General features: G+C 61.0%; 18 protein-coding genes and 2 pseudogenes. 13 read left to right on the forward strand and 7 right to left on the reverse strand.

Annotated elements, in window-relative coordinates; translation table 11 throughout:
• Positions 1-225: 225 nt before the first annotated feature.
• The 13 genes from MUU54_RS14370 to MUU54_RS14430 all read left to right on the forward strand — a co-directional run bounded on the left by MUU54_RS14370 (position 226) and on the right by MUU54_RS14430 (position 14075).
• Entirely contained in the window at positions 226-1368 is a 1143-nt protein-coding gene (locus MUU54_RS14370; protein ID WP_247244708.1) for an ABC transporter ATP-binding protein, read from the forward strand.
• Positions 1365-2294 carry a carbohydrate ABC transporter permease gene (locus MUU54_RS14375; protein ID WP_247244709.1) on the forward strand — a complete coding sequence of 310 codons (930 nt, stop codon included), beginning with the start codon at positions 1365-1367 and terminating at the stop codon, positions 2292-2294. The genes MUU54_RS14370 and MUU54_RS14375 overlap by 4 nt, the downstream gene beginning before the upstream one ends.
• On the forward strand, positions 2294-3115 hold the full coding sequence (locus tag MUU54_RS14380) for a carbohydrate ABC transporter permease (RefSeq protein ID WP_247244710.1): 822 nt from the start codon (positions 2294-2296) through the stop codon (positions 3113-3115). Before MUU54_RS14375 ends, MUU54_RS14380 begins: the two co-directional genes overlap by 1 nt.
• A gap of 35 nt (positions 3116-3150) precedes the next feature.
• Positions 3151-4443, forward strand: a complete 1293-nt coding sequence (locus MUU54_RS14385; protein WP_247244711.1) for an ABC transporter substrate-binding protein — start codon at positions 3151-3153, stop codon at positions 4441-4443.
• Positions 4444-4517: 74 nt separating this feature from the next.
• Complete coding sequence (locus MUU54_RS14390; RefSeq protein ID WP_247244712.1) at positions 4518-5318, forward strand: phosphodiesterase; 801 nt, start codon at positions 4518-4520, stop codon at positions 5316-5318.
• Positions 5319-5605: 287 nt separating this feature from the next.
• A complete protein-coding gene (locus MUU54_RS14395) occupies positions 5606-6385 on the forward strand; it encodes a DeoR/GlpR family DNA-binding transcription regulator (protein ID WP_247244713.1) in 780 nt (259 codons plus the stop codon).
• Positions 6386-6447: 62 nt separating this feature from the next.
• Positions 6448-7983, forward strand: a complete 1536-nt coding sequence (gene glpD / locus MUU54_RS14400) for a glycerol-3-phosphate dehydrogenase (RefSeq protein ID WP_376742099.1) — start codon at positions 6448-6450, stop codon at positions 7981-7983.
• Between the two features lie 40 nt (positions 7984-8023).
• Entirely contained in the window at positions 8024-9103 is a 1080-nt protein-coding gene (locus MUU54_RS14405; RefSeq protein ID WP_247244715.1) for an ABC transporter ATP-binding protein, read from the forward strand.
• On the forward strand, positions 9103-10173 hold the full coding sequence (locus MUU54_RS14410) for an ABC transporter ATP-binding protein (RefSeq protein ID WP_247244716.1): 1071 nt from the start codon (positions 9103-9105) through the stop codon (positions 10171-10173). Before MUU54_RS14405 ends, MUU54_RS14410 begins: the two co-directional genes overlap by 1 nt.
• A 2-nt stretch (positions 10174-10175) precedes the next feature.
• Complete coding sequence (locus tag MUU54_RS14415; RefSeq protein ID WP_247244717.1) at positions 10176-11042, forward strand: carbohydrate ABC transporter permease; 867 nt, start codon at positions 10176-10178, stop codon at positions 11040-11042.
• A gap of 9 nt (positions 11043-11051) precedes the next feature.
• The gene (locus tag MUU54_RS14420) at positions 11052-11870 is read left to right on the forward strand and encodes a carbohydrate ABC transporter permease (protein WP_247244718.1); all 819 of its coding nucleotides are present in this window, start codon (positions 11052-11054) and stop codon (positions 11868-11870) included.
• Between the two features lie 152 nt (positions 11871-12022).
• Complete coding sequence (locus tag MUU54_RS25010) at positions 12023-12289, forward strand: DUF2160 domain-containing protein (protein ID WP_247244861.1); 267 nt, start codon at positions 12023-12025, stop codon at positions 12287-12289.
• Between the two features lie 64 nt (positions 12290-12353).
• Positions 12354-14075 (forward strand): ABC transporter substrate-binding protein, encoded by a 1722-nt coding sequence (locus MUU54_RS14430; RefSeq protein ID WP_247244719.1) that lies wholly within the window; start codon positions 12354-12356, stop codon positions 14073-14075.
• Between the two features lie 181 nt (positions 14076-14256).
• Here the strand turns inward: MUU54_RS14430 and MUU54_RS14435 are convergent, their stop codons facing one another.
• The 7 genes and pseudogenes from MUU54_RS14435 to MUU54_RS14465 form a co-directional block, all read right to left on the reverse strand.
• On the reverse strand, positions 14257-15300 hold the full coding sequence (locus MUU54_RS14435) for an acyltransferase family protein (protein ID WP_247244720.1): 1044 nt from the start codon (positions 15298-15300) through the stop codon (positions 14257-14259).
• A 107-nt stretch (positions 15301-15407) separates the two neighbouring features.
• Positions 15408-16534: pseudogene (locus MUU54_RS14440) on the reverse strand (4-oxalomesaconate tautomerase).
• Positions 16527-16989: pseudogene (locus MUU54_RS14445) on the reverse strand (4-carboxy-4-hydroxy-2-oxoadipate aldolase/oxaloacetate decarboxylase); the annotation flags it as partial. The pseudogenes MUU54_RS14440 and MUU54_RS14445, both read right to left, overlap by 8 nt.
• A gap of 318 nt (positions 16990-17307) precedes the next feature.
• Complete coding sequence (locus tag MUU54_RS14450; protein WP_247244721.1) at positions 17308-18147, reverse strand: GNAT family N-acetyltransferase; 840 nt, start codon at positions 18145-18147, stop codon at positions 17308-17310.
• On the reverse strand, positions 18144-18890 hold the full coding sequence (locus MUU54_RS14455; RefSeq protein ID WP_247244722.1) for an aspartate/glutamate racemase family protein: 747 nt from the start codon (positions 18888-18890) through the stop codon (positions 18144-18146). The genes MUU54_RS14450 and MUU54_RS14455 overlap by 4 nt, the downstream gene beginning before the upstream one ends.
• An 8-nt stretch (positions 18891-18898) precedes the next feature.
• Positions 18899-19717 carry an ABC transporter permease gene (locus MUU54_RS14460; protein ID WP_247244723.1) on the reverse strand — a complete coding sequence of 273 codons (819 nt, stop codon included), beginning with the start codon at positions 19715-19717 and terminating at the stop codon, positions 18899-18901.
• Positions 19718-20635 (reverse strand): ABC transporter permease, encoded by a 918-nt coding sequence (locus MUU54_RS14465; RefSeq protein WP_247244724.1) that lies wholly within the window; start codon positions 20633-20635, stop codon positions 19718-19720. It abuts the gene before it with no gap.
• Positions 20636-20646 lie beyond the last annotated feature (11 nt).

Genomic DNA, 20646 nt, shown 5'->3' on the forward strand with positions numbered 1-20646 from the left:
ATTGGGAAAGCGGCAGAGCAAAGTCGAGGCGAGCTGGCTGCGTCGCCAAGACTGCGGCCGATCTCGGTTCATGTTCTCAGGTACGAGACGGAGCCATTTTGGCGAGCCCCTGCTCCGGGTTCAACCGAGGAGCAGGGGCATCATACCGTCATCAAAAGTTCTCAAATCTGTCGCTCGGCTGTCATCAGCGCGCTCCATTAGCCGCTCCGGTCAAGGAGTAGTGCAATGCAGCAATCTGTCGAACTCGCCGGTATTGGCAAAGGCTTCGGCGCATTCGATGTGTTGAAGAACATCGATCTGTCCGTGCGGCCGGGCGAGTTCCTGTCGCTCGTCGGTATGTCGGGCTGCGGCAAGTCCACGCTCCTAAGGATCATTGCCGGGCTGGAGCGGCCGGACCGTGGCAGCGTCGCGATCGGTGGGTCCGATGTGACCGAGCTTGACCCCAGCGCGCGAAACCTTGCGATGGTCTTTCAGTCTTACGCCCTCTACCCGCATATGAGCGTGCGCCAGAACATCGCCACGCCGCTTCGCATGCGCCGCCTCTCTCTGGCCGGCCGCCTGCCGCTGGTTGGGGCACTGGCAGCGTCTGCAGAGGTTCTTCACGATATCGACAAGAGCGTGGAGCAGGCGGCGGAGACGTTGCAGATTTCGCATCTGCTCGACCGCAAGCCCGCCCAACTCTCCGGCGGCCAACGCCAGCGTGTGGCGCTTGCCCGTGCTCTGGTGCGCTCTCCTGCTGCCTTCCTGATGGACGAGCCGCTCTCCAACCTCGACGCCAAGCTCCGGGCTCACATGCGCAACGAGCTGGCGGCACTGCATTGCCGCCTGGGTGCTACCTTCATCTATGTCACCCACGATCAGATCGAAGCGATGACCATGTCGGACCGCATCGCGCTGATGAACGAGGGGCAGATCGAGCAGCTGGGCACACCCAGCCAGCTTTATGAGCATCCGGCGACCCTGACGGTTGCCCGCTTCATCGGCACGCCTTCGATCAATCTTGTGCCGGTCGAGGTCCTGTCCAACGGAAGCGTGAGCCTTTTCGGTCACGTGCTTGGGCTTGCGGCGGGTGGCCACGATGCCGGGCCGGCGACCCTTGGCGTGCGTGCGGAACACATCAGCATCGGTTCGGAAGGTCTGCCGCTTCGCGTTCTGCGCACCGAGACCCACGGTGCGGACCGTTTCGTCCATGCGCATCTTCTGGCAGATGAGACACTGCGGGTAACGCTTCGTCTTACCGCGGGCGAGCCGCTTGCGGCCGATACCGCGGATGTCATCCAGGTTTCGTTTCCGCCGGAGCGGGCCCACCTTTTCGGCCGTGACGGCGTGCGGCTCGCGGCCTTGCCAACCGACCGGGTGGCGGCATGACGCTCGCCATGGACCTCGGCCCGGTGTCCGCTTCCGCGGCGGCAAAAGGTCGGTCGAAGATCGAGCGTCGCATGATGTGGCGCGCACTCCTCTTCGTGGCGCCCGCGGTCCTGCTGCTGGCCGCAATCTACATTATTCCGGTCCTCGTATTGGCCGGTTTTTCGCTGACCGACTACCAGCTCGGTGCGCTGTCGACGCGGTTCATCGCTTTTGAGAACTTCGTCCAAGCCTTCAATGACCCGGTCTTCCTGCGGTCGCTGACGAACACGGTTATCTACGCGGTGATCGTCATTCCGCTCGGCGTGTTCCTCGCCCTCGGCCTGGCGCTTCTCGTCTACAACCGCAAGCGCAGCCGTGCCTTCTGGGAGGCCGCCTATTTTCTGCCGGTCACGGCTACCCTGGTCGCCATGGCGACGGTCTGGCAGTTCCTGCTGCATCCATCGATCGGTCCCGTTAACGCCGCTATCAAATGGCTGGGCTTTGAGCCGGTTGCGTTCCTGTCCAACCCCACGCTCCTCATTCCGACCATGGCGATGATCGGTGTCTGGCAGATCCTCGGCTTCAACACGGTTCTCTTTCTTGCCGGGCTGACGGCAATCCCCAAAGATCTTTATGAAGCTGCACGTCTGGACGGAGCGCGCCACCCGTTCGACCGTTTTTTCACCGTGACCTGGCCGATGCTTGGGCCGACGACCCTTTTCGTCGTGGTGACCACCTCGATTTCGGCCTTCAAGGTCTTCGAGACCGTCGCCGTGCTGACCAAGGGCCGCTTTGGCTCCGAAACGCTGCTCTTCGACCTCTACCTTGAGGGGTTCGAGTATTCCAACACAGGCTATGCCGCGGCGCTGACGCTGATCTTCCTCGTCATCATTCTCGTCCTGTCGATCGGCCAGACGCTCCATCTCGACCGGAAGGTCCATTACTGATGGCCAGAATTCGTCGCTTCCTGCCCCACCTCGTGCTTGGCGCAGGCGCCTTCATCGTGGTGCTGCCGTTCTACTGGATGTTCCTGACATCGATCCGCTCACCGGCTGAGATTTTCGACGTCTCGCTCTGGCCGATCCCGAAGCAGTTCGACATGGCCCAGAATTACGGGCGTGCCGCCAGCCAAGTTCCCATGCTGCGCTTCATGCTGAACGGCCTGATTGTCTGCCTCGGCATCCTTATCGTGCAGGTCGCAACCGCCGTGCCGGCGGCCTATGCGCTGGCCAAGCTGAACTTCCCGGGCCGCAAGCTTCTTCTCACGCTAGTCATCGCAGCGCTCTGCGTGCCTATCCAGGCACTCGCGCTGCCGCTTTTCGTGGGGCTGGCAAAGCTTGATCTGCTGAACACCTATTTTGCCATGATGGCCCCGTTCTTCCTGTCGGTCTTCGCCATCTTCCTTTTCCACCAGTCCTTCCGCAGCTACCCGGACGAGATCATCGAGGCTGCGCGCATGGACGGGTTTTCCGAGATGGAGATCTGTTGGAGCCTGGTGCTGCGCGGCTCGTTGCCGTCGCTCGCGGCCTTCTCCGTGTTCTCCGTTGTCGCCCACTGGAACGATCTCTACTGGCCGATGATCGTGGTGACGGACATCAACCTCGCTCCGCCGCCGCTCGGCATGTTGTTTTTCTCGGACGTTGAATCCGGCGCGAACTACGGCGCCCTGATGGCCGGTGCTGCCCTGATCACCGCACCGATGATCGTCTGCTTCCTTCTTGCACGCCGTCACTTCATTGCAGGCATCACCATGACTGGCGTCAAGTAGCCCTTTTCACCCTCCCACCAATGCTGGAGATCACCATGAAGCTCTACCGTCGTACACTCATGAGCGGGCTTGTCGCCACGCTTGCCTTCTCGGGTCTTGCCAAGCCCGTTTTCGCCGAGGAGATCACGCTCGAGGTTCTCTACAATCTGCCGGGCTTCACGAAATTCCATCAGCCGCTGGCCGATGAATTCATGAAGAACAACCCGGACATCAAGATCAACTTCCTTGCGCCGGCGGCAGGCTACAATGAAGGTCAGCAGCAGGTTCTGCGCGCAGCCGTGACCGGCAATCTTCCTGATGTCTACTTCTCCGGCTACAACCTGACGGCAGAACTCGTGCATGCGCTCGCTCCGCGCGACCAGATCACAGACCTCACGCCGTTCATCGAGGCGGAAGGCGGCCAATCCTTCCTCGACAAGAACTACTCGCCCAAGATGGTGGCGCTCGGCCAGATCGACGGCAAGCAGTACGGCCTGCCGGTCAATGCCTCTTCGCCGATCATGTACATCAACGCCGACCTGGTGAAGAAGGCCGGCGGCGACCCGGACAACATGCCGACGACCTTCCCGGAGCTCATCGAGCTTGCAAAGAAGATCCATGCGCTCGATCCGAAGATCGCCGGCATGGGCTACGACATCAATGGCTGGCCGGACGACTGGCTGTGGCAGGCCCTGATCTTCCAGCAGGGCGGCAAGCTGGTCGACGAAAGCACCAAGACGGTGGCCTTCGATAACGAGATCGGTCTCAACGCACTGAAGCTGACGCGTCAGTTCGTCACCGAAGGCGGCCAGAGCCTGCTCGACTGGGACCAGTCGCGCCAGCAGTTCGGAGCGGGGCTTACCGGCTTCATCTTCTCTACTCCCGCCCATGTCCAGACAATCGAGGGCCTCGTCGGCGACCGCTTCCCGCTGAAGACGGCGACCTTTCCGCTGGACAACCAGGAATACGGCGGCGTTCCGACCGGCGGCAACTCGGCTGTAATCCTGACCCAGGACAAGGCCAAGCAAGATGCGGCCTGGAAGTATCTGAAGTGGGTCACCGGCCCGGAAGCGCAGAACACCATCGTTCGCATCACCGGCTATCTGCCGACCAACAAGCTCGCCACCGGTTCCAACTATCTCGAGCCCTATTACGCGGAACATCCGAATGTGAAGACGGCCTCGCTGCAGGCGGATCGCTCGCTTCCTTGGGCCGGCTATCCGGGCGGTGACTCCGTTCGCATCTGGCGCACCCAGCGCGACATCATCGGCACCGTGATGCGCGGGGAGGTGTCACCGGAAGACGGACTCAAGCAGCTGGTCGAGCAGACCAATGCGCTAATGAAGTAAGCCGAGCTCGCAAGGCTTGCGCTGTTGTGGGGCCTGCGTGGCCCCGCAATCCTTTGGACGAAGAGATTGGCTCCATGAAAATCATCCAGATCACCGACACCCACCTGATGCCCTCAGGCATCGTCGTCAACGGCGTGGATCCAGAAAAGCAGTTGCGCGCCGCGGTGGCCGATATCGTCGAGAAGCACGGGGATGCCGATCTGGGGGTCATGACCGGTGACCTTTGCAACTTCGGCGATTCGGAAGCCTATGCGCTGCTGAAGGACATCCTGGCGCCCGTCCCCTTCGAGATGCGCCTTCTGGTCGGAAATCATGACGACCTGCCAAACTTCCGCTCCGCCTTTTTCGACCATCCGGTGGACGACCTCGGTTTCATCCAGTCGGTGCTGGACACACCTTATGGGCGGTTGCTGTTTCTGGACAGCCACGAACCGGGGACAATCGGCGGCGTCTATGACGACGATCGCTTGGGTTGGCTGGAGAGCGCTCTGGAAGGGGCAGGGGAGCAGCCGGTGACGGTCTTCATCCATCATCCGCCGATGGATTGCGGAATTGCGCATTTTCAGCATATCGGGATGCATGACGACGGACGTCTCATGAAGCGGTTAGCGGCCCATCCGGCTGGGGTACGCCACATCGTCTTCGGCCACATCCATATGCCGCTTGCAGGAACGACCGCGGAGGGCATCGCCTTCAGCTCCGGCCAAGCCTGCGCCCACCGCTTCATCACTGATCTCGACGCGCCCGCACCGCTCTGGACTGGCGGTCATCCCTGCTACCGCATCCTTACGCTGGATGATTCCGGGTTCCGTGCCTTCGCAGTGGAGGTAGGGGAGGTGTCAACAGCGCAGGCGGCGGTATGCCTTGGGCCATGAGCTGATCCATCATCGGGCAAGCTGCTGTGGCGGTGGCGCCGGCTGGACATAGCAACCGTTGAAACGCTGCGTCACGCCTGACGACGATACCTCGACCGCTCTTCTGTACAGCTTCCTGTTTGAAGGCAAGCAGCCATAGCTTTCCCGATCCGATAGCTAATCCTGATTTCACTGGCATTGTGCAAGGATTGTTTGCACCCCTTTGGATGAAGCAGGTTATAGCTTTCATTCACCTTCTCCTGCATGATGCCTTCGAAACGCGTCGAAACTGAAGTGAAAGGCGACCGATGTTTCTGAGCCCTCGGCAGTCGGAGATCGTCGAGCTTGCGAAGTCGCAGGGCCGCGTTCTGGTCGAAGAACTGGCGGTGCGTTTTTCCGTCTCACCGCAGACAATTCGCAAGGACCTGAACGATCTCTGCGATCAGCGGCATCTCAACCGTATCCACGGCGGCGCGACGTTTCCAAGCAGCACGGAAAACATGCGGTATGAGGCCCGCAGACAGATCGCGGCCCAGGAAAAACAGGCGATCGGAATTGCCGCCGCAGCCCTCATCCCGAACAACGCCTCGCTCTTCATCAATATCGGCACCACCACCGAAGCCGTGGGCGAGGCACTGGTGGACCATCACGAGATGATGGTCATTACCAACAACATAAACGTGGCCAATCGTTTGCGGCTTCTTCCGGCGATGGAGGTGGTCATCACCGGCGGTGTAGTGCGCGGATCTGACGGAGGAATTGTGGGGGAGGCGGCCGTGGACTTCATTCGGCAGTTCAAGGTCGACTTTGCCGTGATCGGTGCCTCGGCGATCGACGCCGATGGGGCGCTACTCGATTTCGACTTTCGCGAAGTGAAGGTCGCGCAAGCGATCATCGCTAACGCCCGCCACGTCATTCTCGTGGCTGATTCCACCAAGTTCGAGCGGACGGCGCCGGTGCGGATTGCCCAGATCGAACAGGTCCACAGCTTCATTACCGACCAATGCCCGCTCCCGTCTTTGCGTCGGCTCTGTACGGAGAACAACGTGAAGCTGATCGAGACGGCTATCGTGAGTAACCGCTTGTAAGGTTTCGTTTGACATTCGTTTTTTCTTCGTATCAACTCGTTTGAGTTTCCGGCAGCGGCTGGATGGCAGCATCCGAGGTGAGTGTGACTGAGCCTGACACCGACATCTTCGTCATCGGCGGCGGCATCAACGGATGCGGCATAGCGCGCGACGCTGCTGGCCGTGGCTATAGCGTCGCACTTGCCGAGATGAGCGATTTTGGCTCGGGCACCTCCTCGGGCTCCACCAAGCTCATTCACGGGGGGCTCCGCTACCTCGAGCATTACGAGTTCCGCCTCGTGCGTGAAGCGTTGATGGAGCGGGAGGTGCTGTGGGCGATGGCGCCGCACATCATCTGGCCGATGCGTTTCGTACTGCCCTTCCAAAAGGGCGGGGTGCGTCCCGCATGGCTGATCCGTCTGGGCCTGTTTCTCTACGACCATCTCGGTGGTCGAAAGCTCTTGCCGCCGACGAAGAGCCTCGACATGCGGCGCGATCCCGCAGGAAAGCCGCTCAAGCCGCTTTTCACCAAGGCCTTTGAGTATTCCGACGGTTGGGTGGATGACGCACGCCTGGTGGTGCTGAATGCACGAGACGCCGCCCAGCGCGGGGCTCACATCCTTCCGCGCACGAAGGTGACACGGGCAGAGCAGCGCGATGGCGTCTGGTCGATCGAGTTGGAGGACACCCGCATTGGTGCGCTTCGTCGCATGACCGCGCGCATGCTCGTCAATGCGGCGGGTCCCTGGGTTGATCAGGTGCTGTCCAAGGCCATGGGGCAGAATGGCCGGCGGAGAGTCCGTCTCGTGCAAGGCAGCCACATCGTCGTGAAGAAGAAGTTCGACGATCCACGCGCCTACTTCTTCCAGAACCCGGACAACCGGATCATTTTCGCCATCCCCTACCAGCAGGATTACACGCTGATCGGCACCACCGACCGAGATTTCGACGGCGACCCGAAGAAGATCGAGATCAGCCAGGAAGAGGTGGGCTACCTGTGCTCGGCCGCCAGTGAGTACTTCCTCGATCCGGTCCAAACGGAAGACATCGTCTGGACCTACTCGGCCGTGCGCCCGCTCTATGACGATGGTGCATCGAAGGCGCAGGAAGCAACCCGTGATTACGTCCTGAAGATGGACCAAAGTTCAGGCGCTCCGCTGCTGAACGTCTTCGGCGGCAAGCTCACGACCTACCGGCGGCTCGCCGAGCATGCGCTCGAGAAGATCGGAGAGGCGATTGGTGCGAAGGGCGCACCGTGGACGGCGGGCAGCCACTTGCCGGGCGGCGAGTTTCCGGCCACCGGCTATGAGGAGCAGGTGCGGCGGCTTCTGCAGTTGTTCCCATTCCTGATCGAATCCCATGCGCGCCGCCTGATCCGCGCCTATGGCACGGACACGTTCGAAATGCTGGCGGGCGCCAAGTCCCCAAAGGATCTCGGAACGTTGTTCGGCGGTGATCTCTACGCTCGTGAAGTCGACTGGCTGATCGAGCGCGAATGGGCCTACAGTGCTGATGACATTCTCTGGCGCAGGACGAAACAGGGCCTGCGCCTGACCACAGATCAAGTGCATACCTTGGAGGAGTACATGGCTGCGGTGCCAGCGAGGTCGGCAGGCTAGCGCGTGTGATCCCCGCGGAGGAGGAGGCCCGGGAACCGTAATGCTGGAATTGCGAAACGTCGAGAAGGTTGTCGGGGAGGAGGTTCACATCCGTCCGACGAACCTTGTTCTGGAACGGGGAACGTTGAACGTCCTGCTGGGGCCGACGCTCTCTGGCAAGACGTCGCTCATGCGGCTGATGGCCGGGCTCGACGTGCCGACGTCCGGTTCCGTCCATTTCGACGGCAAGGAGGTCACCGGCGTTCGCGTGCAGGATCGCAACGTTGCGATGGTCTACCAGCAGTTCATCAATTACCCGGCGATGACGGTGTACGAGAACATCGCCTCGCCGATGCGGATTGCCGGCAAGGACAAGGCAACGATCGAGCGGGAGGTGCGAAAGGCGGCAGGTCTCCTGAAGTTGACGCCCTATCTCGGGCGGACGCCGCTCAACCTCTCCGGTGGTCAGCAGCAGCGCACGGCGCTTGCTCGCGCGCTGGTCAAGAACGCCAGCCTCGTCCTGCTGGATGAGCCACTCGCCAACCTCGATTACAAACTGCGGGAAGAACTGCGCGAAGAGCTTCCCCGCATCTTCGCGCAATCAGGCGCCGTCTTCGTTTACGCGACCACCGAACCGACCGAGGCGCTGCTGCTTGGCGGTAGAACCGCGACACTGAGTGAGGGGCGGGTAACCCAGTATGGCGAGACGATCGACGTCTACAGACGCCCCGGCGACTTGCTTACGGCAAGGACATTCGCCGATCCGCCCTTGAACACGGTCGCGATGACAAAGAAGGGACAGGTCCTTCACGTCGACGGTGAGCAGGCCATTCCCCTGCCGCCGCATCTGGGTGCCGTTCCCGATGGCGAGGTAACCATCGCCTTCCATCCGCACCACCTGTCTGTGCACCCGGTTTCAGATGCCTCAGCCATGATCCCGGTAAAGGTCCTCGTCTCCGAGATCGCAGGCTCAGAGAGCTTCGTGCATGTCGACTATCGGGGAAATCGCTGGGTGATGCTGCAGCATGGGGTGCACGACGTGGAGGCGGACAGCAGCATGGACGTCTTTCTCGACAGCCGGCACCTGATGGCCTTCAATGCCGACGGCCACTCCCTTAACATGAGTTCGGGAGGCGTATGATGGCCCGGATCACGCTCGACCACATCCGCCACTCCTATGGACCGAAGCCCACGGAGGCGAAGGATTATGCGCTGAAGGAGGTGCATCACGAATGGGAGGACGGCGGCGCCTACGCCCTTCTTGGTCCATCCGGCTGCGGCAAGACAACCCTGCTCAACATCATCTCCGGCCTGCTGACGCCGTCTGAGGGGAAGATCCTCTTCGACGGTACCGACGTCACCAACCTGCCGACCGAGAAGCGCAATATAGCCCAGGTCTTCCAGTTTCCGGTCATCTACGACACGATGACCGTTTACGACAATCTGGCCTTCCCGTTGCGCAACCGCAAGCTGCCGGAGGCCGATGTCGACCGGCGGGTCAACGAGATCCTGTCGATGATCGACCTTTCGGACTGGGCCAAGCGCAAGGCGCAGGGGCTGACGGCCGATCAAAAGCAAAAGATCTCGCTCGGCCGCGGTCTGGTGCGAAGCGACGTTAACGCAATCCTCTTTGACGAGCCGCTGACCGTCATCGATCCACACATGAAGTGGGTTCTGCGATCGCAGCTGAAGCGGCTGCACCGGCGCTCGGGCTTCACGATGGTCTATGTCACCCACGACCAGACGGAAGCGCTTACATTCGCCGACAAGGTCGTGGTGATGTACGAGGGCGAGATCGTCCAGATCGGCACGCCGGTCGAACTCTTCGAGCGGCCGCGCCACACCTTCGTTGGCTACTTCATCGGCTCGCCGGGCATGAACATCATGCCGGCGGCGCTCGAAGGATCAGCCGTTGTCGTCGGCAACCAGCAGATTGCGCTGCCGAAGAGGCCGGCGGTTGCATGTGAAGCGCGGCTTGAACTCGGTATCCGTCCCGAATTCGTGCAGTTGGCACGGGACGGCATGCCGATTGCGATTTCCAAGGTGGAGGACGTGGGGCGCCAGAAAATCGTCCGCGCCAGCTTTGAGGGCCATCCGCTGGCGGCCGTCGTGCCGGAAGACACGGAGATTCCAGCTGATCCACGCGTGACCTTCGACGCTGATGCCCTCAACCTCTACGCCAATTCCTGGCGTGTCGAGACGGGAGCCTGACCATGAACAAGACGTGGAACAACAAGGCCTGGTTCCTGGTAATGCCGGTGCTGCTGCTCGTCGCATTTTCGGCCATCATCCCACTGATGACGGTGGTCAACTACTCGGTGCAGGACACATTCGGCAACAATCAGTTCTTCTGGGCGGGTACCGACTGGTTTACGGATGTTCTGCACTCCGACCGGTTCTGGGATGCTCTCATCCGCAACCTGATCTTCTCCTTCGTCATCCTGGCGATCGAGGTTCCCCTTGGCATCCTCATCGCCTTGAACATGCCGAAGCGGGGCATCGGCGTGCCGGTCTGCCTGGTACTGATGGCGTTGCCGCTCCTGATCCCATGGAACGTCGTGGGCACCATCTGGCAGGTCTTCGGCCGCGTCGACATCGGTCTACTCGGCCATTACCTGCGGATCCTCGGCATCGACTACAACTATACCCAGGATCCGGTCGACGCCTGGGTGACGGTCATCGTCATGGATGTATGGCACTGGACCAGCCTGGTGGTGCTTCTATGCTATGCTGGCCTCGCGTCGATCCCGGACGCATATTATCAGGCGGCTAAGATTGATGGCGCCTCGGGCTGGTCGGTGTTCCGCTACATCCAGCTGCCGAAGATGAAGCGCGTGCTGCTGATCGCCGTCCTGCTGCGCTTCATGGACAGCTTCATGATCTATACCGAACCCTTCGTCGTCACCGGCGGCGGCCCAGGTAACTCGACCACCTTCCTCTCCATCGATCTCGTGAAGATGGCCGTGGGCCAATTCGATCTGGGGCCGGCGGCGGCGATGTCGATCATCTACTTCCTGATCATCCTGCTCCTGTCATGGGTGTTCTACACCGTCATGACCAGTCAAGATGCAAAGAGCTAGGAGGGCACCATGAGCACGTCAGACGCCAAGAGAAGCTGGTCGTGGGTCATCCCCACGCTCTACATCCTGTTTCTGATCCTGCCGATCTACTGGCTGATCAACATGAGCTTCAAGAGCAATTCGGAGATCCTCGGAGACTTCTCGCTCTGGCCGCAGCGGCCGACGATTGCCAACTACATGGTGATCTTCACGGACCCGTCGTGGTACAACGGATACATCAATTCGATCATCTACGTGGTGATGAACACAGTGATCTCGGTCGCTGCGGCGCTGCCGGCTGCCTACGCATTCTCCCGCTACCGGTTCCTCGGCGACAAGCATCTGTTCTTCTGGCTGCTGACCAACCGTATGGCGCCGCCGGCCGTCTTTGCCCTGCCGTTCTTCCAGCTCTATTCCGCCTTCGGTCTCATTGACACGCATATTGCGGTTGCGATCGCGCACTGCCTCTTCAACGTGCCTTTGGCGGTCTGGATCCTGGAAGGGTTCATGTCCGGTGTACCGAAGGAGATCGACGAAACAGCCTATATCGACGGTTACTCCTTCCCGCGCTTCTTCGTGAAGATCTTCATGCCGTTGATCGCCTCAGGCATCGGGGTTGCCGCCTTCTTCTGCTTCATGTTTTCCTGGGTGGAACTGCTGATCGCCCGTACCCTGACTACGACGGATGCCAAGCCAATTGCAGCGACCATGACGCGTACCGTTTCCGCGTCAGGCATGGATTGGGGCGTGTTGGCGGCAGCCGGCGTGCTGACGATCATTCCCGGCGCGCTGGTGATCTATTTCGTTCGCAACTACATCGCCAAGGGCTTCGCCCTGGGGAGGGTTTGATGGCCGCAGCTTTCAAACGCAGCCGCCGCTGGCCGATTGCTCTCGCGGGCGTCGTCGCCGTTCACGCCATCGTCGTCGTGGCGTTGATCCTGGCACTGCCGGTAGAGGACGGGGAGCGCGACTGGTTTGCGCCTCTGTCCCCCGGCGGGTGGATGGCCTGGTCCTTCCCGACGGCGGTGTTCTTTCTAACGATCCTGACGCTCCTCGCGCTGATGGCTGTCTGGGAATATGCGCGGCCCGGGGGACATCCGAGGGTCGGCATTCTGCGGTTCGAGACGACCCGCGGCGACCGGCTTTTCATCTCGCTGCTGGGATCGGCCTTCATCAATCTCGCATGGCTGGGGCTAACCGGCGCCAGCCTGTGGTGGTCTCTTGCGCTCAGCCTGGTCTACACTTTTGCGGTGTTCAGGACCGTCTGACGCAAGTGAATGGGATGTCAGGCGACATCCCATAGTATGTGCAATCGCAACCTGGGAGGATGATATGCGACGGCATCTTTTGACAACAACGGCAGCGGTGCTGCTCGCCATGACCGGCAATGCCTTTGCCGGGATGGAGGAGGCAAAGCAGTTTCTCGACGCGGAGATCGGCGACATGTCGGTGCTATCCCGCGCCGAGCAGGAACAGGAAATGCAGTGGTTCATCGATGCGGCACAGCCTTTCGCCGGGATGGACATCAAGGTCGTTTCGGAAACGATCACGACGCACGAGTATGAATCGAAGGTTCTGGCGCCGGCCTTCACGGCGATCACCGGCATCAAGATCACCCACGACCTGATCGGCGAGGGTGACGTCGTCGAAAAGCTGCAGACACAGATGCAGTCCGGCGAGAACATCTACGACGCCTATGTCAACGACTCCGACCTGATCGGTACCCATTGGCGCTACCAGCAGGCCCGCTCGCTGACCGACTGGATGGCGAACGAGGGCAAGGATGTCACAAATCCGATGCTGGATCTGGACGACTTCATCGGTCTGAAGTTCACTACGGCACCGGATGGCGATCTCTACCAGTTGCCCGACCAGCAGTTTGCCAACCTCTACTGGTTCCGCTACGACTGGTTCAACGACGAGAAGAATAAGGCGGACTTCAAGGAAAAGTACGGCTACGATCTCGGCGTGCCGGTCAACTGGTCGGCCTATGAGGACATTGCCGAATTCTTCACCGGCCGCGAGATCGACGGCAAGAAGGTCTATGGTCACATGGACTACGGCAAGAAGGATCCGTCGCTCGGCTGGCGCTTCACGGACGCCTGGCTTTCCATGGCCGGCAACGGCGACAAGGGCCTTCCGAACGGTCTGCCCGTGGACGAGTGGGGCATCAAGGTCGACGAGAACTCGCGTCCCGTCGGCTCCTGCGTTGCCCGCGGCGGTGATACCAACGGGCCAGCGGCGGTCTACTCCATCCAGAAGTATCTCGACTGGATGAAGGCTTATGCGCCGGCAGCCGCACAGGGTATGACCTTCTCCGAATCCGGACCCGTGCCGGCTCAGGGCGAGATCGCGCAGCAGATGTTCATGTACACCGCCTTTACCGCCGACATGGTCAAGGACGGACTGCCGGTGGTCAACGAGGACGGTACGCCGAAGTGGCGCTTCGCCCCGTCGCCGCACGGTGTCTACTGGAAGGAAGGCATGAAGCTCGGCTACCAGGACGTCGGTTCTTGGACCCTTTTGAAGTCGACGCCAGACGATCGGGCGAAGGCGGCCTGGCTTTATGCCCAGTTCGTCACGTCCAAGACGATCGACGTGAAGAAAAGCCATGTGGGCCTGACGCTCATTCGCGAAAGCACCATTCAGCATGAGAGCTTCACCGACCGCGCGCCCAAGCTCGGCGGCCTGATCGAGTTCTACCGTTCGCCGGCCCGCGTTCAGTGGTCGCCGACGGGGACGAACGTTCCGGACTATCCGAAGCTTGCTCAGCTCTGGTGGCAGGCAATCGGTGATGCCTCGTCCGGCGCCAAGACGCCTCAGGAGGCCATGGACTCGCTTTGCGCCGAGCAGGAAAAGGTCATGGAGCGCCTCGAGCGCGCAGGCGTTCAGGGCGATATCGGTCCGAAGCTCGCCGAAGAGCATGACCTTGAATACTGGAACGCCGAAGCGGTAAAGGCCGGAAATCTCGCTCCTCAGCTAAAGATAGAGAACGAGAAGGAAAAGCCGATCACGGTCAACTACGACGAACTGGTGAAGAGCTGGCAGCAGTAAGACCTTAATGTTGGAAGCCGGGGTGGCAAGCTGCCCCGGCTTCCAGACGACAAGATTGGCGGCCGCGAGACCGGAATCTTGCTCCCGATCGAGCATCCGTCCGTCAAGAACTGCGAGACTCGAGCGAAATTCCATGGTTCCGACGGCGGTGAGCCGGCACCTCACCTTTGCGCTCCGAGCCCTATTTGGCGGTGATCGGTCCCGATGAAGGCCCTCTTGAGCGTTTAGCAGCGCCTGAAAGATGCGCCCAACCCGGTCGCTCGAACAAGAAAACGCCGATGCCGACCTTCTCTGTGATCCACCATAGCACCAGCGGCGAAGTCAGGGCGACGGCCAGAACGACGAGACTTAGCAGGTTCGGCTCATCAAGGCCGATCCCGAGCAGCAGCGTGCGCGCGATCCCCATCGGGATGACGAAGGCAACATAGACCACCAGCGACTGCGCGCCCAGCTGCCGCAGCCAGCCTGTTCCGGGAAGACCGACAAGCAGTGAAGCAGCGATGATGATTGCGATCGCACCGGCGAATGCCGCCAACAGATGCAGGCCGGGCAGGGCGGCCCAGCCCATCTGGATATGCACCGGATCAAGACGGAAGCCGGGGGTGAATACCAGGGTGGCGTTCACCAGCGCCCAAATCAGCAGGATGCCGGCTGCGGCGGCGCGATGTGTTTGCGTCCAGCTGGCGAGCTGGAAGAGCAGTGGCGCGAAAACGTAGCCTGCGTAGAAGTAGACGAAATAGGCCGCGAACTGGTCGATCAGATAGCTGCCGGTGTGGACGGATGAGATCTGTAGCGCCGCAGCGCACGTCAGCGTTGCCCAATGCGGCGCTTTGAGCTCGTGGAGCAGCTTGCTCGAGAGGCTGAAAAACGCCAGCATGTAGATGAACCACCACACGCCATAGGGCTCCACGGTCGCCAGGGCCAGAGATGTCAGCGCATCGCTCAGATCGTGTTGCGCCAGCGCGATCTTCAAGATGATGTGGATGCTGGCCCACAACGCGTAGAAGTAGATGTAGTGCACCGCGCGCCGGTCGGCGTAGTCGCGCCAGGACCGATCGATAACCTGGCTGAGGAAAAGCCCGGATATAAGGAAAAACTCCGGCATCCGAAAAGGCATAGCGAATGCGATGGTCCAGTGGAGAAAACCGGTTTTCCCGGTGTCTTCGCCAATGCTTGCTGCGCAATACATGATGACAACGAGAAAGATGGACAGGCCTTTGGCCATGTCCACCCAATCGAGCCGTTGCTTTGCACTCATGATCGTTGAACTCCAGCGCCTTGAGATCAGGATAGCGGACGAGAAAGACGGAAGGGTTAAGGCCTCCAGTAGCTTTAGAGTGAATGCGGCCGTCGGCTACGAGCGGCTTGATGAAGGTTGGCTGTATGAGCCTCAGGATGAAGGGGCGGGGAAACGCGCCCTTCCAAGAGTTTCCTCGCTACGCAGCGTACCTACGCCCGTGACTGCTCCACCTGCGTCTCTGAACACAAGAACTTCTGCCGCACCCGTCGGGTGTTCGATCAGCAGTCTCTCGCCCTCCGGCAGCTGTGCGAATTCGGCTGCAACCCTGCTCTCCAGGGCGCAAGCCGTTGCGACGCTGACGGCTGCAAAGACCCCGATTGAGGCACGGCATCGGTGGGGGATAAAGCTTCGAGTGCTGATCGTTCCACCATTCTGCGGTGGTTAGACGAGCGTCATCTTCGGGACCGGCCTGGCCCTGATGTGGCCGAGGTTCATGAGGGGACCGACGGCTAGGCGGATCTTCTCGAGTTGAGCCTTCAGCTCCTTGTTGGCATCCAGCACCTCGCGATCCTCTTCACCCGTTAGGCCGAAGTCCTTGGCACCAAGGATGACGATCGGCATGCCGTTGTCGATCAACGTGCAGTCGAAGCCTTCCACCACGTCTCGCGCTTTGCCGGTTGGCAGAAGAGCGCCACACATGAATCCTTCCATGTTCTGGAAAAAAAGAGGAATGGCGGCGTGATGTCCCGGCACGCCATCAATGGCCGCGTCGCCCTCGTAAGTGACCTTGCCGCCGGGTGTCGAGACCTGCGCCAGGGGCACCTCTCCGGTGCTGAGCATGTGGATGCGTACCGGCGTCACGCCATCCTTAGCCTTCACCAGTCCTCGTTCGATCGCAGCTGGGCCAGTCGCTGCAAGAATGTTGCCGCACCCTTGCGCATCCGTCACCACGGGCTGATCGACGAAGACCTGAAGAAACAAGTAGTCGATATCGGCATCCGCTCGTGTGGACGGCGAAAGGATCGCCACCTTGGACGTCAGCGGATCGGCGGCGCCGAGGCCATCAATCTGACGGGCATCGGGAGAACCCATCACCCGCAGCAGCAGGTCATCGCGCTCCTTCGAATCTGCCGGGAGGTCCGAGGCGAGGAAGACGACCGGTTTTCGACGTGCCGCGCATCCACAGACACGGGATGCCGTCGGCATAGGGGTCAGACATATTTCAGTCCTTTCTCCGCAAGCCGCTCGCGCATCTGATAGATGTCGAGGCCAAGCTCACCGCTCGCCAGCCGCTCGCTTGACCTCCTCGGCCGGAATTCGCGTGTCAGCAGCGTCCGCCACCGTCGCGGCCTCGGCACGCTTGACCACCACCACACCGTCATGGTCGGCGACAATTACATCGCCGGCTTCGATGACAGCACCTGCCCAGACGATCGGCACGTTGACCGATCCCAATGTCTCCTTGACCGTCGCCTGTGCCGACACGGCGCCCATGGCCGTCAGATCCCGCACGTCGCGCACGCCGGCATCGACGACAAGGCCACGGCGGCCTCTGACCTGTGCTGAGGTGCCCAGGAGGTCGCCGGAATAGCCGGTGTCGCAAGGGGAGGTCGGGGCCAGCACCAGGATGTCCCCTTCCTTCAGCTGTTCGATCGCCACATCCACCATCCAGTTCGGGCGCCGGCAGTGGCGTGCCAGCCCGGCTCATCGAATCCGGCTCTCTGCTGCTTATGCGCGGTCTGCTGAGGGAAAGCGACCACCTCGGCTGCATCTCCCATGTGCAGGCGAGAATTGAGTGCGATCAGGGTCTTCTTGTTCAGTTGCCGTTCGAGACAAACCAGCATGTTCGACCGATCGGCCTGACCCACAGAACCGGGTGGCGAACGACCCGGCCGCAGCAGAGGATGATGGACATTCTAGCTCAGGTCAGTTCTCAACTGGGTTAGGCGAAGCCTTTTGACGCGCTTGCCTTGGCTTGGCCTGGAGCTATCTCTAGCCCAGTTCCAGCGTAGTGATTGCGAAGGTACGAGGGTCGAAGGAGCGCTTGCCGCCCTTGTACATTCTGGCGGTGGTAAAACCTGGCGACATTCCTCGGGTGAGCAGCAAGTGCGAGAAGGTCGTCTGCGTTTCCGGGACGTCGATGGAAAGGACTTGATCCTTCGTCTCGCGCGCGCAGGCTGCCATCAGTCCCTCGGCGTCGGAGAGACCGTCGGCGAAGAGGGGGCCGATCTTGAAGCCCTCGTGGCAACGTCTCAGGACGGTATAGCCTGTGATTGCGCCGCCTCGACGTCTCACGAACGCCTTACGTGGCTCCTGTAACCACGACGGCAGAAAGGCGGTTCTCTTCTTCCCGAAGACGGAGGCGTCATAGGAAAGTAGCTGTGGCAGGATCTCCGGCGAGGCCGCCGCGCACCCGCCACTTACCGGTTTGGAGGCGACGATCTGGCCGGTCCAGCGCGTGGTGTGGTAGGAGGTCTCGAATCCCATCCGGCGATAGTTGGCCTGCTGCTCCGGCACGCCGTCGAGGCCGACAGTACAGCCCCTGAGCCGGTCCATACCGGCCTCCCAAATTGCCTTTCCGAATCCCTTCCCACGATGATCGGGATGGCAGATGTAGAGGCCGATGAAGCCGTAGGTCTGACAGTAGCGGACGGCGGAGATGCCCGCCACCATGCCTTCTTGGTTGAAGCAGCCTAAGAAGCCGGATGCATCTGCTGCATGGAACGGTTCGGCGTCGGCCAACCCCGGGTTCCATCCCTCCAGCCTTGCCCACTCAAGCAGAAGGCCCAGCTCGTCCTGCGTCAATTCTCTGATGACGGCGGGGCTGGTCATGTCGATAGGGCATCACTGGGTGAGAAGCCGGCAAGGATGCCGCTATAGGGCTTGGCCAGCGGGAAGGCATAAGCGCCTTGCTTGGCGGTGGTGAGACCCAGCGTGACGAGGCACTCTGCCTGTTTGACGGCGGCAGCGACCCCGTCGACGACGGGGATACCGTACTCGACCTGCAATTGCCTTGGCAGATCCGCCATCCCCGCACAGCCGAGCACGATGGCTTCAGCACGATCCTCGCGCAGGGCGCGCTCGATCTCCCGGCACAGGCGTTCTCGCGCCGACGAGGTGGGATCTTCCAGGGCGAGCACCGGAACATTAGCCGCACGCACGGTTGCACGGCGACCGACACCATAGCGATCCATGAGCGCTTCCAACGGCAGCCTTGATCGTTCCATCGTCGTCACCACGGTAAAGCGCTGGGCGATGAAGGAGGCTGTCGCAACGGCGGCCTCGCAGATGCCAATCACCGGGATCGCGGCTGCGCAGCGCGCTGCGTCAAGTCCTGTGTCGTCGAAGCATGCAATGATCGCGGCCTGAGCCCCCTCTCGCTCACCAGATCGAACTGCCTCTAGAAGTCCGGGGACCGCCAGTGCTTCGTCATAATAGCCCTCGATGGAGGCGGGGCCCATAGTCGACGTAACGGGAACGAGTGTGGTTTGGGAGGCCGCGACGGCTTCGGCTGCCGCCGCAATTCGCTCCGTCATGCTGGCGGTGGTGTTCGGATTAACGATGAGAATGCGCATGGGGACGATCATCCCTTGAGCCGCCTGCGGTTTAGGCGAAGGATGAGGAGGACAGCAGCGAGAATGATGAGGAAGGAGAATGCGGTGGTGACGGTGCCGAGTGCATAAAGCACCGGTGTCGTCACATTGGTGGTCATCGCATAAATTTCCAGCGGCAGCGTGTTGTACGTCCCCGCCGCAAGAAGGGTGCGGGCAAACTCGTCATAGGAGAGCGTAAAGCCGAACAGGCCGACGCCGATCAGGCTCGGCGTGATGATGGGAAGCAGCACATGCCGGAAAGTCTGCCATGAGGAGGCGCCGAGGTCCCGGGCCGCTTCTTCGTAAACCGGCGAGAAACGGTTGAAGACGGCAAGCATGATGAGAACGCCGAAGGGCAGCGTCCAGGTCAGGTGAGCGCCGAAGGCGGAGGAATACCAAGCTGGCTGAAGCCCCAGTTGCTGAAAAAGAACGCCGATCCCGAGAGAGATGATGATCGAGGGGACCACGAGGCTTGCGACGGCCAGGTAGAAGAGAGCCGAGGCGCCGAAGAAACGGCGTCGGAAAGCCAGCCCCGCCAGCAGCGAAACCACGACGGTCGCCGCCATTACCATCATGCCCAGCGCAAGGGAGCGACGGAAGGAGCCGCCGAAGTCACCCACTGCCTGGGTCTCAAACAGGTTGGCAAACCAGCGCAGCGAGACCCCGTTGAGGGGAAAGGTCAAACCGCCATTGGGACCTTGGAAAGACAGGATCAGGATCGCCGAAAGCGGCCCGTACAGGAAAAGGACGAACAACCCGAAGAACAGCGCCAGGATGTAGAACTCGCGGGAGCGGGCTTCTCTTTGCATCTAGAGCTCCTTGCGAATGTCGACGATGCGAAGAATGCCGGCCACCATCAGGAGAACAAGGGCGAGCAGCACCACGGCATTCGCGGCGGCTGCAGGGTATTGAAGCAGAGACATCTGGTTCTTCATCATCAGGGCGACCGAGGCGCTCTGGCCTCCGGACATGACCTGCACGGTCGAGAAGTCGGCCATCACGAGGGTGACGACAAAGATCGTCCCGATCGCCATGCCTGGTTTCGCGAGAGGAATTACGACGTTCAACAGCGTCTGCCAGCTGCTGGCGCCTGCATCGCGGGCGGCTTCCAGCAGTGTCCGGTCGATGCGCATCAGTGTGTTGAAGATGGGGGTTACCATGAACAGCGTGTAGAGATGCACCATGGCGAGCACCACCGCGAAATCCGAGTAGAGAAGCCATTCGACGGGTTCGTTGACGATGCCTGCCTCCATCAAGGCGGAGTTGATCAGACCGTTCCGGCCGAGGACCGGAATCCAGGAGATCATCCGGATGATGTTCGAGGTCAGGAAAGGCACTGTGCAAACGAGGAAGAGGACCATCTGCATCGCGGCGCTTCTGACATGGAAGGCGAGGAAGTAGGCGACCCAGAAGCCGAAGAAGAGGGTGATGGCCCAGACCAGGAAGGCGAATTTCAGGGTGTTGAGGTAGGTCTTCCAGGTCACCCAGGACCCCAGCGTCTCCGTATAGTTGAACGTGACTAAGTCGGGATACATGGCGGCGAAGTCGTAGTCCCAGAAGCTGACCACGCCGATCATCAGGATTGGAAGCAGGAGAAAGCCGCCGAGGATGAGGACAAGCGGCGTTGCCTGCAGGTAGGAAACCAGCCTGACACTCGACCCATCCCGGCGTACCGGCTTACGGCCAGCTCTTGCCGAGGCTGCCTGTGATGCGGTGATCGTCGCCATGTGTTGTCCTC

This window comes from Pseudorhizobium tarimense (assembly GCF_022968135.1).
Classification (GTDB): Bacteria; Pseudomonadota; Alphaproteobacteria; order Rhizobiales; family Rhizobiaceae; genus Neorhizobium; species Neorhizobium tarimense.

Excerpts from the sequence above, each read along its gene's own strand:
- MUU54_RS14375 (WP_247244709.1), top strand. The coding sequence starts at position 1,365 with ATGACGCTCGCCATGGACCTCGGCCCGGTGTCCGCTTCCGCGGCGGCA.
- glpD (WP_376742099.1), top strand. The coding sequence starts at position 6,448 with ATGGCAGCATCCGAGGTGAGTGTGACTGAGCCTGACACCGACATCTTC.
- MUU54_RS14450 (WP_247244721.1), bottom strand. The coding sequence starts at position 18,147 with ATGACCAGCCCCGCCGTCATCAGAGAATTGACGCAGGACGAGCTGGGC.
- MUU54_RS14405 (WP_247244715.1), top strand. The coding sequence starts at position 8,024 with ATGCTGGAATTGCGAAACGTCGAGAAGGTTGTCGGGGAGGAGGTTCAC.
- MUU54_RS14430 (WP_247244719.1), top strand. The coding sequence starts at position 12,354 with ATGCGACGGCATCTTTTGACAACAACGGCAGCGGTGCTGCTCGCCATG.
- MUU54_RS14385 (WP_247244711.1), top strand. The coding sequence starts at position 3,151 with ATGAAGCTCTACCGTCGTACACTCATGAGCGGGCTTGTCGCCACGCTT.
- MUU54_RS14455 (WP_247244722.1), bottom strand. The coding sequence starts at position 18,890 with ATGCGCATTCTCATCGTTAATCCGAACACCACCGCCAGCATGACGGAG.
- MUU54_RS14415 (WP_247244717.1), top strand. The coding sequence starts at position 10,176 with ATGAACAAGACGTGGAACAACAAGGCCTGGTTCCTGGTAATGCCGGTG.
- MUU54_RS14395 (WP_247244713.1), top strand. The coding sequence starts at position 5,606 with ATGTTTCTGAGCCCTCGGCAGTCGGAGATCGTCGAGCTTGCGAAGTCG.
- MUU54_RS14420 (WP_247244718.1), top strand. The coding sequence starts at position 11,052 with ATGAGCACGTCAGACGCCAAGAGAAGCTGGTCGTGGGTCATCCCCACG.
- MUU54_RS14370 (WP_247244708.1), top strand. The coding sequence starts at position 226 with ATGCAGCAATCTGTCGAACTCGCCGGTATTGGCAAAGGCTTCGGCGCA.
- MUU54_RS14435 (WP_247244720.1), bottom strand. The coding sequence starts at position 15,300 with ATGGCCAAAGGCCTGTCCATCTTTCTCGTTGTCATCATGTATTGCGCA.
- MUU54_RS14380 (WP_247244710.1), top strand. The coding sequence starts at position 2,294 with ATGGCCAGAATTCGTCGCTTCCTGCCCCACCTCGTGCTTGGCGCAGGC.
- MUU54_RS14390 (WP_247244712.1), top strand. The coding sequence starts at position 4,518 with ATGAAAATCATCCAGATCACCGACACCCACCTGATGCCCTCAGGCATC.
- MUU54_RS14460 (WP_247244723.1), bottom strand. The coding sequence starts at position 19,717 with ATGCAAAGAGAAGCCCGCTCCCGCGAGTTCTACATCCTGGCGCTGTTC.
- MUU54_RS14465 (WP_247244724.1), bottom strand. The coding sequence starts at position 20,635 with ATGGCGACGATCACCGCATCACAGGCAGCCTCGGCAAGAGCTGGCCGT.
- MUU54_RS14410 (WP_247244716.1), top strand. The coding sequence starts at position 9,103 with ATGGCCCGGATCACGCTCGACCACATCCGCCACTCCTATGGACCGAAG.
- MUU54_RS25010 (WP_247244861.1), top strand. The coding sequence starts at position 12,023 with ATGGCCTGGTCCTTCCCGACGGCGGTGTTCTTTCTAACGATCCTGACG.